The organism is Endozoicomonas sp. 8E (assembly GCF_032883915.1).
In the GTDB taxonomy this organism is placed as follows: Bacteria; Pseudomonadota; Gammaproteobacteria; order Pseudomonadales; family Endozoicomonadaceae; genus Endozoicomonas_A.
The window spans coordinates 5807133-5822213 of sequence record NZ_CP120717.1; the positions used below are offsets into that span (position 1 = coordinate 5807133).

Here is a 15081-nt window from a genome sequence, read left to right on the forward strand (position 1 = left end):
TTCTGAACTTTACCCGTTTCACCTTAAAGCGTCGCCCGATAGCATAGCCTTTGCTGCTGGATGCGATCGAAGCAGCTTTAATCCTGAATGCAAATTGATTGGAATCAGGATGCTACGTGATCCGCTGGCAGCCTGTCGGACTTAAGCGTCCGTAGCGAGGATTGCAAGAAATTGAGGATAAAAATCTCTGTTTCTGAGGAGAATAGCGAGCTATTTGACGAAGAAACAGGTAACTATCTATGGATTCGGACCCCCCCCGATGGCAGTTACTATTGCAAACCGTCGTATGTTTCCCCCTTGGTCGGCGGTTATATTTATTTATGTTTCAAAGATGACTGCAGTTATTATGAAGTTCTTTCGTACAGTTGCCCCATCGAAGGTTCATATTATCCTCTGACTCACCCATCATTTGGCTGCCACTTAAGAGATGAGGCGGGGAGAGTCAGGCAATCGGCATTGTAAACTCAAAAATAGTGCCGCCCTCAGGGTGACGATTGAACGTCAATCGACCACCATGGGATTGAATAATCGAGTGGCAAACTGTCAGACCGATCCCCATACCATCTGACTTGGTGGTGTAGAAAGGCGTGAACAGTTTTTCTTCTGCGTCAGCAGCCAACCCATAACCCCGGTCAATGACGGATACCTTGACGAACTGATCATCGATCTGCTCTGCCTTAACCCAGACACCTATATCGCGGGTGTCCTGATCTCTCATGGCTTCCATACCATTGCGAATCAGGTTCAAAGCTACCTGCTGAATCTGCACCGGGTCCACTTTCACCTCTGGCAGGTCCTGGGCCACCTCAGTATGAATTTCCATACTGTTATTTCGAGCATCCACCTCAGCCAGCTTGACAGTATCGCTAATCAGCTTGATCGGATCGACACAACCCAGAACGTGATCAGGCTTTTTAACAAATGAGCGAATCCGGGCAATGATCTCACCGGCACGGCGGGCCTGGATATTAATTTTGTCCATAGCCTCATAAAGCGAATCGTAAATATCGTCGTCTTTATGTTCCAACCTGACCATCATGCGCTTGGCTACCTGAGCGTAGTTGGAAATTGCGGTCAGAGGCTGGTTCACTTCATGGGCAAAACCTGCGGCCATCTCCCCCATGATACTCAAACGGGAAACATGGGTCAGTTTTTCCTTCTGGGTTTCCAGTTCGTCCAGAGCCTTCTGCAACGCTGCCTGTCCACGCTTTTTGCTGCTGATGTCAGTAAAGACCACCACGGCACCACTGGGTTGCCCCTCTTCCATAATGGGAGTGCATGAATAACTGACCGGGAATGATGAACCTTCTTTATGCCAGAAGAGTGCATCGTCCACCCTTATGCTGACCCCTTTACTCAATGCCTCCTGAATGGGAGCCAGATGCAGACTGCGTGCTTCCTCTCCCGCTTCATCCAGCATCAGTTCAATCAGGCTACGATTGATGAGGGTGTCCATTGGCCAGCCCGTCATAATGGAGGCAGCTGCATTGGCAAAGGTGATTCGCCCCCAGCTGTCCAACCCGAAGATACCTTCGTTCATGCTTTCCAGAATACGGGCCTTGTCAGCTTCAAGCTGTCGATTGCGGGCAGAAAGCGCCCGCTCCAGTCGATGTATCTTGAGCTGGGTTTCTACCCGGGCAATCACTTCTTCTGCCTGAAAAGGTTTGGAGATAAAGTCAACGGCACCGGTTTCCAAACCCCGAACCTTGTCCTTGGTGTCATCAAGGGCTGATAGAAAAATCACGGTAATATTGCTGGTAGCCGGATCTTCTTTCAGCTGACGGCACACTTCATAGCCGTCCATGCCTGGCATCATGATATCCAGTAAAACCAGCGCTGGCTTGGCCTTGTGGGCAATCCTCACAGCACTTTCACCGTTTTTCGCAATAAGAAGCTTGTAGCCTCGTCCACTGAGGGTCTGCAGCAGCACCTGCAAGTTGGTAGGGTTGTCATCCACCAGGAGAATGCGTTCTACATCATCAACCGTTTCCGGAGGAGTGTCTGCCACGTACATAGTTTTCGCCAATTCGTTATTTACAGCTGGAAAAAGCATAGTCGAAGAAGTGAGCCATTCTGACAGAATTTGCCCTGCAGGGCATGGGATCTTTACATATTTTACGACGGTCCTTTTCGTGTTTTATGGCGCTCAACCAGGAGCGCTGATCGAGAATAGCGACCCAGTATCGAGAACGCTAAAGTCCGGCAGCTTCCCATGGCAATCAAATCTATTCACTTTATTTTCTGGAGGACTGAGTTCATCGTCCTGGTCCAGATCAGCAGGCTTGCGTTTTCGACCTTTTCTTTTGTGATCCGACAGGGCTCCAGCGCTCTTGAAGACCTTCCCGCATGGCCGCTGCTGACCATCCTGCTCGCCCACGATCACTTTACAGGCTCGTTGCCCGGAGTGTTCTCCTCTTTTGTGAACCGCCAGGGCTATAGCATTCTTGCAGATTTTCTCACATGGCTGCAGCTGACCATCCTCCCCGGCCACAATCACTTTACAGGCTTTATGCAAGGAGTGTTTTTTTCTTTTGTGATCTATCCGGGTTTTAGCATTTTTGAAGAGTCCCCCGCATGGCCGCTGCTGACCATCCTCCCCGAATACGATCACTTCACAGGCTCGTCGCCCTCGGTGGTATTTACTTTTGTGATCTGACAGGGCTTTAGCATTCCTGCAAAGCTTTCCGCATGGCCGCTGCTGGCCGTCCTCCCCGACTTCGGTCAGGTCACAGATTTTTTGCCCGGTGTGGGATACGACTTTGTGATTCGTCAGGGCTCCAGTACTCTTGAAGACCTTCCCGCATGGTCGCTGCTGGCCATCCTCCCCGACCACGATCAGTTCACAGGTTTTTTGACCACTGTGGTATTTGCTTTTGTGATTCGCCAGAGCTCCGGCATTCTTAAAGCCCCTCCAGCATGGCCGCTGCTGGCCGTCCTTCCCGACCACGATCAGCTCACAGGTTTTTTGACCGCTGTGGTATTTGCTTTTGTGATTCGCCAGAGCTCCGGCTCTCTTAAAGCCCCTCCAGCATGGCCGCTGCTGACCGTCCTTCCCGACCACGATCAGTTCACAGGTTTTTTGACCGCTGTCGGTTTTAGCTTCTGCTGCACCTGTCCGGAAAAGATGAGATTGGTTCTGATCCAACTGGGATGACTTAGAGGTGGTTTGTTCTGTTTCTGAAGGGTTAAGCGTAAAGGCAAGCTCGTCTTCTTTGAGAGGACACTGTAAATCGAGCGACCCATTAATGACCGCAAAATCATCAACAATGGAAGACAAATACCCGATCATTGGCGCATCACCATTCAGTGACTCATTAGCGTCAATGGCATTCTGGATTGAGTCTGCAAGATGACCATCAATGCCATCAAATGGTGACTCAGAATCGAATGGGAGCTGAATGTCAGAAAGATCATTCAATGTTTTGAAAAGAGGGTTTTGATCGGACTCCCTGGCATATGCGGGATCAAAATGCCTCATGCAACTTGAACAGTATCCAGTAGCCACGTGAACGCATGGGCTTCCCGGGGGATTCTGGGGCCATTCAGCAGGCTCACTGCTACCGGATATGGGGGACAATTGACAAAAGCCATGACAGGGATGGACGAAACAATTTAAACCCAAAGTGTGCAGGTGTTGCTGATTGCCTCCATTTCCGCCGCTATAGTCATTATTCAGTCGGCTAATAAAGGAGCTCATAGGCGGCAGGGTGGTTTTTGGGGCTGGCTGGCTGGATGATTCTGAAGACTGATATTGTGGTGAGTTCTCTCCAGAGCCAAACACTGCGGTGATGATTGCAAACCGGTGTCCCCACCGTGTCAACATAGATGTCGCCTGTTGTTCAATCGGGTTAAACAGCCGTGTATCAGGCTTCCAATAGTTTTTTAAAAGCCTGGCAACAGCGACAGGTACTTCCAAAGGCAGCCATAAATAAGACTCGGCGCTCATGTTGGTCACTTTTGTGGTAACGAACAGTTCGTAAGCAATCAGCAGATTCGAAGCGTAAAGCCATTGCCACGAAATCGACCCAATGATGGTCTTCTCTATTCCATAACCAGGAGCCCTATGTCGTTTTTTATCAGATGGCAAATCTGATTCTGCATGGTCGTTTACGTGGTCAATATCTGATGGGTTGCCCGACAACGTATGCCAGTCACGTTTTATAGTAAAGTTTTGTTTTGGCGAGCCTGCATCCCGTTCAAGCTCGACAATAAAACGTCTTGTCAACGATGCGGCCTGAGAGATGACAGACAACGACAGCAGCAGTAACAGCAGTGCCACAAAGAGTGAGTGTTTAATAATTCTATCCTTGCATTCCGGTTTACAGAGAGGAAGGATAGATCAAGAAAACAAGCCTGTTTTCTGTCAAAACGCTCAAAAATCATACTCCCGGCGGCAGAAGGGAAAACTGATAATGCCACTCGTTGGAGTACTCGTTCCATCACTGCTGTCAGCGGTGGCAGTGAAGCCAGCGTTCGACCAACCTGGAAGGCAAATGGCCTCTTGAAGAGACATTCAAAGTCTCTTTCTTACCTGATCAACTTGTCAGGTCGCTGATAACCTGACCAAAAAGGCGGCTGCCAGGACGTTGAAAGGTATTAGTCCGCCAGCTTCTCCTGGTAATCACACTTATTCACTTTATTTCCCGGAGGACTGAGTTCCTCGTCCAGATCAGCAGGCTTGCGTTTTCGATCTCTTCTTTTGTGATCCGACAGGGCTTTAGTGTTCTTGCAGACTTTTCTGCATGGCCGCTGCTGATTATCCGCCCCTAACACAGTCACTTCACAGGTTTGTTGCCCTCGGTGGTATCTACCTCTGTGGCTCGATAGAGCTCCAGCATTCCTACAGACCTTCCCGCATGGTCGCTGCTGGCCATCCTCAGCAAAAATGATCACTTTACAGGTTTGTTGCCCTCTGTGTTTTTTATTTTTGTGATCCGACAGGGCTTTAGCATTCTTGCAGAGCTTCCCGCATGGCCGCTGCTGGCCATCCTCCCCGAACGCGATCACTTTACAGGTTTGTTGCCCCCTGTGGTATTTACTTTTGTGGTCCGACAGAGCTTGCGCACTCTTACAGACCTTCCCGCATGGCCTCTGCTGACCTTCCTTGGCAAACACGATCACTTCACAGGTTTGTTGCTCGCCGTGGTGTCTACTCTTATGATTCAAAAGGGCTTGAGCATTTCCGAAGGCTCTCCCGCATGACCGCTCCTGACCATCCTCACCGACCACGATCACTTCACAGGCTTGTTGCCCGCTGTGGTATTTACTTTTGTGATCCGACAGGGCTTTAGCGTTCTTGTAGGCCTTCCTGCATGGCCGCCGCTGACCATCCTCCCCGACCACGATCACTGCACAGACTCGTTGCCCGGAGTGTGCTGTTCTTTTGTGATACCTCAGGGCTTCGGCATTCTTGCAGAGCTCCACGCATGACCGCTCCTGGCCGTCCTCCCCGACTAAGGTCACTCCACAGTTTTTTTGACCACTGCTTGCTTTAGCTTGAGCTGCGCCTGTCCGGGAAAGATGAGGTTGGCTCTGATCCAATTGGGATGACTTAGAGGTGGTTTGTTGTGTTTCTGAAGGGTTAGGCGCAAAGGCAAGCTCGTCTTCTTTGAGAAGACGCTGTAGATCAAGTGACCCATGAATGACCGCAAAATCATCAACAATGGAAGACAAATGCCCGAGCATTGGCACATCACCATTGAGTGACTCAGTAGCGTCAATGGCATTCTGGATTAAGTCTGTAAAGTGACCATCAATGTCATCAAATTGTGGATCAGAATCGAATGGAAGCTGAATGTCAGAAAAATCATTGAATGTTTTGAAAAGGGGGGGTTGACGGGACTCCATAGCTTTTGCAGGATCAAAATGCCCCATGCAACCTGAGCAGTGTCCGGTAGCCAGGTGAGGGCATGAGCTTTTCAGGGTATTCAGGGGCCATTCAGCGGGCTCACTGCTACCAGATAAGGGGTGCAATTGACAAAAACCATAACAGGGATGGACGAAACAATTTAAACCCAAAGTGTGCCGATGTACCTGATCGCCTCCGTTGCCACCGCTATAGTCATTATTCAGGGGGCTAATGAAAGAGCTTATAGACGGCAGGGTGGCTTTTGATGCTAGCTGGCCGGATGATTCTGACGACTGATATTGCGGTGAGTTGTCTCCGGAGCCAAACACTGCAGTGATGGTTGCAAACGGGTGATCCCCCTCTGTCATTATAGATGTCACCTGTTGTTCAATCGTGCTAAACAGCCGTGCATCGAGGTTCCAGTAGCTTTTTAAAAACCAGGCAACAGCAACAAGCACTTCTAAAGGAAGCGATAAAAAAGGGGTGATGATCCTGGTTGACGCTTTTGTGGTGACGCTCAGTTCGTAAACAATAAGCAAATTCGTAACGTAAAGCCATTGCCACGAAATCGACTCAATGATGGCTTTTTCTATTCCATAACCAAGTGACCAATGTCGTTTTTTATAAGGAGGAAAATCTGGTTGTTCATAGTCGTTTATGTGGACAATATCTGATGGGGTGCCCAACAACGTATGCAACTCAGGTTTTATAGGAATGCTTCGTTTTTGAGAGCCTGCATTCTCTTCAAGCTCGACAATAAAACATCTTGTCAACGACCCGGCCTGACAGGTGACAGACAACGACAGTAGCAGTGACAGCAGTGCCGCAAAGGGTGAGTGCTTGATAATTCTATCTCTGCATTCCGGTTTACAGAGAGGAAGGATAGATCAAGAAAATAAACATGCTTTCTGTCAAAACGCTCAAAAATCGTACTCCTATGTCCCCTGTGAGTCTAACCGAGAATAGCGCGCCCGGGCGATCCCGTATCGAGGACGCTTAAGTCTGATAATTTCCCGGGGCGTTGACAGATATCAGTCCGTCACCTCCCCTGGTAATCACACTTATTCACTTTACCTGCAGGAGGACTGAGTTCATCGTCCTCGCCCACAGCAGGCTTGCGTTTTCGATCTCTTCTTTCTTTGTGATACGACAGAGTTTGAGTTTTTTCGCAGACCGTCCCGGACGACCGTTGCTGGCCATCCTCGATTACGGTTAGGTTACATTGTTGTTGCTTGCTGTGGGCGATTCTTTTGTGAGACGACAGGGCTTGAGCATTCTTGCAGACTTTTCCACATGGCTGCTGACCATTCGTCCCGACCACAGTCACATCACAGGTTTTTTGCCCGGTGTGACATTTACTTTTGTGATTCGACAGGGCTTCCGCATTCTTGTAGACCCTCCTGCATGGTCGCTGCTGGCCATCCTCCTCGATAACGGTTGAGTCACAGGTTTGTTGTCCGGTGTGGCATGTGCCTTTATGTCTCGACAGGGCTCTAGCATTCTTGCAGAGCTGCCCGCATGGTCGCTGCCGACCATCCTCCCCAACCACACTCAATTTACAGGGTTCTTGTCTGCTGTGGTATTTAATCTTGTGATATATCAGCGCTCTGACATTCTTGCAGAGCTGCCCGCATGATCGCTGCTGACCATCCTCCCCGATCACGTTAACTTTGCAGGCTTCTTGCCCGCTGTGGAATTTACTTTTGTGGTCCGACAGGGCTCCAGCACTCTTACAGACCTTCCCACATGGTCGCTGCTGGCCATCCTCCACGAACATGATCACTTCACAGGTTTGTGGCCCGGAGTGTTCTCCTCTTCTGTGATTGGACAGGGCTTTAGCACTCTTGCAGAGCTTCCCACATGACCGCTGCCGACCATCGTTTCCGACCACGACTTCTTTACAGACTCGTTGCCCGCTGTGGCATTTACTTTTGTGGTCCCTGAAGGATACAGCATTCTTGCAGACCTTCCCGCATGGTCGCTGCTGACCATCCTCCCCGAACACGGTCACTTCACAGACTCGTTGCCCGCTGTGGTATTTACTTTTGTGGTCCGACAGGGCTCCAGCACTCTTACAGACCTTCCCACACGATCGCTGCAGGCCATCCTCCCCAAACATGATCACTTCACAGGTTTTTTGCCCGGCGTGGTATTTGCTTTTATGAACCGTCAGGACCCTGGCATTCTTGCAAAACTTTCCGCACGGCCGCTTCTGTCCATCCTTCCCGACTTCGGTCAGGTCACAGACTTTTTGCCCGGTATGGTATGTGTCTTTGTGATTCGTCAGGACTCCAGGACTCTTAAAGGCCTTCCTGCATGGGCGCTGCTGGCCGTCCTCACCGACCTCGGTCACCTCACAGTTTTTTTGATCACTGTCGGCTTTAGCTTGTGCTGCGCCAGTCCGGGAAAAATGAGATTGTCTCTGATCCAATCGGGATGACTTAGAGGTGGTTTGTTGTGTTTCTGAATGTTTAAGCGTAAAGGCAGTCTCGTCTTCTTTAAGAAGACGCTGCAGATCAAGTGACCCGTTGATGACCGAAAAATCTTCAGCAATGGCAGACAAATGCCCGAGCATTGGTACATCATCAACGAGTGATTCAGTAGCGTCAATGGCATTCAGGATTGAGTCTGCGAGCTGACCATCAATGCCATCAAATAGTGGCTCAGATTCGAACGGGAGCTGAATGCCAGAAAGATCATGCAATGTATCGAAAAAAAGGTTTTGACGGGACTCCGTAGCATATGCAGGATCAAAATGCTTCATGCAACTTGAGCAGTGTCCGGTAGCCAGGTGAACGCATGAGCTTTCCAGGGTATTCAGTGGCCATTCAGCGGGCTCGCTGCTCTCGGACAAGGGGTTCAATTGACAAAAGCCATGACAGGGATGAACGAAACAATTTAAACCCAAAGTATGCAGGTGTTGCTGATCGCCTCCGTTTCCGCCGCTATAGTCATTATTCAGGGGTCTGATAATAGAGCTTATAGGCAGCAGGGTGGCTTTTGAGGCTTGCTGGCTGGATGATTCTGACGACTGATATTGTGGTGGGCTCTCTCCAGAGCCAAACACTGCAGTGATGGTTGCAAACCGATGCCCCCACTGTGTCAACATAGATGTCGCCTGTTGTTCAATCGGGCTAAACAGCCGTGTATCGGGCTTCCAGTAGTTTTTAAAAAGCCAGGCGACAGCGACAGGCACTTCCAAAGGCAGCCATAAATAAGGGTCGGCGCTCATGGGGGCCACTTTTGTGGTAACGAACAGTTCGTAAGCAATCAGCAGATTCGAAGCGTAAAGCCATTGCCACGAAATCGACTCAATGATGGTCTTTTCTATTCCATAACCAGGTAACCTATGTCGTTTTTTATCAGGTGGCAAATCTGGTTCTGCATAGTCGTTTATGTGGGCAATATCTGGTGGGTTGCCCGACAACGTATGCCAGTCACGTTTTATAGTAAAGTTTTGTTTTGGCGAGCCTGCATCCCGTTCAAGCTCGACAATAAAACGTCTTGTCAACGATCCTGCCTGACAGATGACAGACAACGACAGTAGCAGTGACAGCAGTGCCGCAAAGAGTGAGTGTTTAATAATTCTATCCTTGCATTCCGGTTTACAGAGAGGAAGGATAGATCAAGAAAATAAACATATTTTCTGTCAAAACGCTCAAAAATCATGCTACCAGTTGCAGAAGGTAGGCCCGATACTGCTACTCGTTGGTGTACTCGTTTCATGAATGCTGTCAGGACGTTGACAGGTATCAGTCCGTCAGTTTCTCCTGATAATCACACTTATTCATTTTATCCGCTGAAGGACCTGGTTCATCGCCCTCGTCGAGATCAGCAGGCTTGCGTTTTCGATCTCTTCTTTTGTGATACGACAGGGCTTGAGGGTTTTTGCATACCGTCCCGGACGGCCGTTGCTGGCCATCCTCAATTACAGTTAAGTTACGGTTTTGTTGCTTGCCGTGGACGTTTATTTTGTGATTCGACAGGGCTTTGGCACTCTTGCAGACTTTCCCACATGACCGCCGCTGAAAATCCTTCCCAACCACGATCACTTTACAGGTTTGTTGCCCGCTGTGGTACGTACTTTTGTGATCCGACAGGGCTTTAACACTCTTGCAGACTTTCCCGCATGGCCGCTGCTGAAAACCCTCCCCAACCACGATCACTTTGCAGGTTTGTTGCCCGCTGTGGTATCTACTTTTGTGGTTCGACAGGACTCCAACATTCTTACAGACCGTCCCGCATGGGCGCTGCTGGCCAACCTCCCCGAACACGATCACTTCACAGGTTTGTGGCCCGGAGTGTTCTCCTCTTCTGTGATTGGACAGGGCTTTAGCACTCTTGCAGAGCTTCCCACATGGCCGCTGCCGACCATCGTTTCCGACCACGACCTCTTTACAAACTCGTTGCCTGCCGTGGCATTTACTTTTGTGGTCCGTTAAGGATACAGAATTCTTGCAGACCTTCCCGCATGGTCGCTGCTGGCCATCTTCCCCGAACACGGTCACTTCACAGAATCGTTGCCCGCTGTGGTATTTACTTTTGTGGTCCGACATGGCTCCAGCACTCTTACAGACCTTCCCACACGGTCGCTGCAGGCCATCGTCCCCGAAGGTGATCAATTCACAGGTTTGTGGCCCGGAGTGTTCTCCTCTGATGTGATTGAACAGGGCTTGAACATTCTTGCAGAGCTTCCCGCATGGTCGCTGCCAACCATCGCTCCCAACCACGATCACTTTACAGACTCGTTGCCCTCTGTGGTATTTACTTTTATGGTCCGTCAAGGCTATAGAATTCTTACAGATCTTCCCGCACGTTCGCTGCTGGCCATCATCCCCAAACAAGATCACTTCACAGACTCGTTGCCCGCTGTGGTATTTACTTTTGTGGTCCGTCAAGGCTACAGAATTCTTACAGATCTTCCCGCATGGTCGCTGTTCGTCATCCTCCCCATATATGATCACTTCGCAGGTTTTTTGCCCGCTGTGGTATTTGTTTTTATGAGCCGTCAGGGCCCTGGCATTCTTGCAAAACTTTCCGCACGGCCGCTTCTGGCCATCCTTCCCGACTTCGGTCAGATCACAGACTTTTTGCCCGGTATGGTTGTCTTTGTGATTCCTCAGGACTCCAGGACTCTTAAAGGCCTTCCTGCATGGGTGCTGCTGGCCGTCCTTACCGGCCTCGATCACCTCACAATTTTTTTGATCACTGTCGGCTTTAGCTTGTGCTGCGCCTGTCCGGGAAAAATGAGGTTGGCTCTGATCCAATCGGGATGACCTAGAGGTGGTTTGTTGTGTTTCTGAATGTTTAAGCGTAAAGGCAATCTCGTCTTCTTTAAGAAGACGCTGCAGATCAAGTGACCCGTTAATGACCGAAAAATCTTCAGTAATGGCAAACAAATGCCCGAGCATTGGCACATCACTATCGAGTGACTCAGTAGCGCCAATGGCATTCTGGATTAAGTCTGTAAGGTCATCATCAATGCCATAAAATTGTGAGTCAGAATCGAATGGAAGCTGAATGTCAGAAAAATCATTGAATGTTTTGCAAAGAGGGTTTTGACCGGACTCCATAGCATTTGCAGGATCAAAATTCCTCATGCAACTTGAGCAGTGTCCGGTAGCCAGGTGAACGCATGAATTTTTCAGGGTATTCAGGGGCCATTCAGCGGGCTCACTGCTCTCGGACAAGGGGTGCAATTGACAAAATCCATGACAGGGATGAATGAAACAATTTAAACCCAAAGTGTGCAGGTGTTGCTGATCGCCTCCGTTTCCGCCGCTATAGTCATTATTCAGGGGTCTGATAATAGAGCTTATAGGCAGCAGGGTGGCTTTTGAGGCTGGCTGGCTGGATGATTCTGACGACTGGTATTGCGGTGAATTCTCTCCGGAACCAAACACTGCAGTGATGGTTGCAAACGGGTGATTCCCCTCTGTCATTATAGATGTCACCTGTTGTTCAATCGTGCCAAAAAGCCGTTTATCGGGATTCCAATAGTTTTTTAAAAACCAGACAACAGCGACAAGTACTTCTAAAGGAAGCCATAAATAAAGAGTTGCGATCCTGGGTCCCACTTTTGTGGTCACGAACAGTTCGTAAGCAATCAGCAGATTGCCAGCGTAAAGCCATTGCCACGAAATCGACTCAATGATGGTCTTTTCTATTCCATAATCATGTGACCTATGTCGTTTTTTATCAGTTACCAAATCTGGTTCTACGTAGTCGTTTATATAGGCAATATCTGACAGGTTGCCCGACAACGTACGCCAGTCATGTTTTATAGAAAAGTTTTGTTTTGGGGAACCTGTATCCTGTTCAAGCTCCACAATAAAACGTCTTGTTAACGATCCTGCCTGACAGATGACAGACAACGACAGTAGCAGTGACAGCAGTGCCGCAAAGGGTGAGTGCTTAATAATTCTATCTCTGCATTCCGGTTTACAGAGAGGAAGGATAGATCAAGAAAATAAACACGTTTTCTGTCAAAGCGCTCAAAAATCATACTCCTGTGCTCCCGGGGCGTTGACAGGTATCAGTCCGCCAGCTTCCGCCCTGCTAATCACACTTGTTCACTTTATCTGCTGGCGGACTGAGTTCATCGTCCTCGCCCGCAGCAGGCTTGCGTTTTCGATCTCTTCTTTTGTGATACGACAGGGTTTGAGTTTTTTTGCAGACCGCCCCGGACGACCATTGTTGGCCATGCTCGATTACGGTCAGGTTACAGTGTTGTTGGTTGCTATGGGCGCTTCTTTTGTGATACAACATGGCTCTGACATTCTTGCAGAGTTTCCCGCATGGTCGCTGCTGACCATCCTCCCCAACCACGATCACTTTACAGCTTTGTTGCCCGCTGTGGTATCTACTCTTGTGTTCCGACAAGGCTAAAGCACTCTTACAGACCTTCTTGCATGGTCGCTGCTGACCATCCTTCCCGAAAAGGATCACTTCACAGGTTTGTTGCCTGGAGTGTTCTCCTCTTTTGTGATCCGTCAGAGCAACACCACTCTTAAAGACCTTCCCGCATGGTCGCTGCTGGCCACCCTCCCCAAACATGATCACTTCACAGGTTTGTTGCCCTCTGTGGTATTTGCTTTTGTGATTCGACAGGGCTTTAGCATGTTTGCAGAGCTTCCCGCACGGCCGCCGCTGACCATCCTCCCCGAACACGATCACTTCACAGGTCTGTTGCACGCTATGGTATCTGCTTTTGTGATTCGACAAGGCTGAAGAATTCTTAAAGACCTCCCCGCATGGCCGCAACTGACCCTCCTCCCCAACCACGATCGCTTTACAGGTTTGTTGCCCACTGTGGTATTTATTTTTGTGGTCCTTTAGGGCTTTCGTATTCTTTTGGACCTTACCGCATGGTCGCTGCTGGCCATCTTCCCCGAACACAGTCACTTTACAGGTTTGTTGCCCTCTGTGGTATTCACTTTTGTGGCTCGACAGGGCTCCAGCATTCTTACAGACCTTCCCGCATGGTCGCTGCTGGCCATCCTGCCCAACCACAATCACCTCACAGGTTTTTTGCCCGGTGTGGCATGTGCCTTTGTGATTCGACAGGGCTATGACATTCTTGCAGAGCTGCCCGCATGGCCGCTGCTGACCATCCTCCCCGAACACGATCAATTTACAGGTTTGTTGCCCACTGTGGTATTTATTTTTGTGGTCCTTTAGGGCTTTCCTATTCTTTAGGGCCTTACCGCATGGTCGCTGCTGGCCGTCTTCCCCGAACACAGTCACTTTACAGGTTTGTTGCCCTCTGTGGTATTCACTTTTGTGGCTCGACAGGGCTCTAGCATTCTTACAGACCTTCCAGCATGGCCGCTGCTGGCCGTCCTCCCCGACCACGGTCAACTCACAGACTTTTTGACTACTGTCGGCTTTAGCTTGTACTGCGCCTGTTCGGGAAAGATGAGGTTGGCGATCCAATTGGGATAATTTGGAGGTGCTTTGAAGTGTCTCTGAAGGGTTAAGCGTAAAGGTAGGCTCGTCTTCTTTGAGAAGACGCTGTAAATCGGGTGACCCATTAACGATCGAAAAATCATCAGCATTGGAAGACAAATGCTCGAGCATTGGCACATCATCATCGAGTGACTCAGTAGCGTCAATGGCATTCTGGATTAAGCCTGTAAGGTGACCATCAATGTCATCAAATGGTGGTACAGACTCGAACGGGAGCTGAATGTCAGAAAGATCATGCAATGTATTGAAAAAAGGGTTTTGATGGGACTCCGAAGCATATGCAGGATCAAAATGTTTCATGCAACTTGAGCAGTGTCCAGTGGCCAGGTGAACACATGAGATTTTCAGGGTATTCAGGGGCCATTCAGTGGACTCGCTGCTCTCGAACAAGGGTTTCAATTGACAAAATCCATGACAGGGATGAATGAAACAATTTAAACCCAAAGTATGCAGCTGTTGCTGATCGCCTCCGTTTCCACCGCTATAGTCATTATTCCGGGGGCTGATAAAAGAGCTTATAGACGCCAGGGTGGCTTTTGAGGCTGGCTGGCCGGATGATTCTGACGACTGATATTGCGGTGAGTTCTCTGTGGAGCCAAACACTGCAGTGATGGTTGCAAACCGGTGATCCCCCTCTGTCATTATAGAGTTCACCTGTTGTTCAATCGTGCCAAACAGCCGTGTATCGGGATTCCAATAGTTTTTTAAAAACCAGGCAACAGCGACAAGCACTTCTAAAGGAAGCGATAAATAAGGGGTGGTGATCCTGGTTGCCACTTTTGTGGTCACGGTCAGTTCGTAAGCAATAAGTAGATTCGTAGCGCAAAGCCATTGCCACGAACTCGACTCAATGATGGTCTTTTCTATTCCATAACCAGGTGATCCATGTCGTTTTTTATAAGGTGGCAAACCTGGTTGTTCATAGTCGTTTATGTGGGCAATATCTGATGGGTTGCCCGACAACGTACGCCAGTCACGTTTTAAAGAAAAGTTTTGTTTTGAGGAGCCTGCATCCCGTTCAAGCTCGACAATAAAACGTCTTGTCAAGGATCCGGCCTGACAGATGACAGACAACGACAGTAGCAGTAACAGCGGTACCACAAAGAGCGAGTGCTTAATAATTCTATCTCTGCATTCCGGTTTACAGAGAGGAAGGATAGATCAAGAAAATAAGCATGTTTCTGTCAAAACGTTCAAAAATGATACTCCTGGCTGCAAAAGGTAAAACCGATAATGCCACTCGTTGGAGTACTCGTTCCATGACT

At 49.2% G+C, this 15081-nt stretch carries 6 protein-coding genes; all 6 read right to left on the reverse strand.

All coding sequences use genetic code 11. The features are described 5' to 3' along the window. Positions 1–442: 442 nt before the first annotated feature. Positions 443–2014 (reverse strand): response regulator, encoded by a 1572-nt coding sequence (locus tag P6910_RS20390; RefSeq protein ID WP_317143087.1) that lies wholly within the window; start codon positions 2012–2014, stop codon positions 443–445. 132 nt (positions 2015–2146) lie between these two features. After that, a complete protein-coding gene (locus P6910_RS20395; RefSeq protein ID WP_317143088.1) occupies positions 2147–4252 on the reverse strand; it encodes a hypothetical protein in 2106 nt (701 codons plus the stop codon). A gap of 344 nt (positions 4253–4596) precedes the next feature. Continuing rightward, complete coding sequence (locus P6910_RS20400) at positions 4597–6648, reverse strand: hypothetical protein (protein ID WP_317143089.1); 2052 nt, start codon at positions 6646–6648, stop codon at positions 4597–4599. A 239-nt stretch (positions 6649–6887) separates the two neighbouring features. Continuing rightward, positions 6888–9359 carry a hypothetical protein gene (locus tag P6910_RS20405; RefSeq protein ID WP_317143090.1) on the reverse strand — a complete coding sequence of 824 codons (2472 nt, stop codon included), beginning with the start codon at positions 9357–9359 and terminating at the stop codon, positions 6888–6890. Positions 9360–9600: 241 nt separating this feature from the next. After that, on the reverse strand, positions 9601–12222 hold the full coding sequence (locus P6910_RS20410; protein WP_317143091.1) for a hypothetical protein: 2622 nt from the start codon (positions 12220–12222) through the stop codon (positions 9601–9603). Positions 12223–12406: 184 nt separating this feature from the next. After that, positions 12407–14863, reverse strand: a complete 2457-nt coding sequence (locus P6910_RS20415; protein WP_317143092.1) for a hypothetical protein — start codon at positions 14861–14863, stop codon at positions 12407–12409. Positions 14864–15081: the final 218 nt, after the last annotated feature.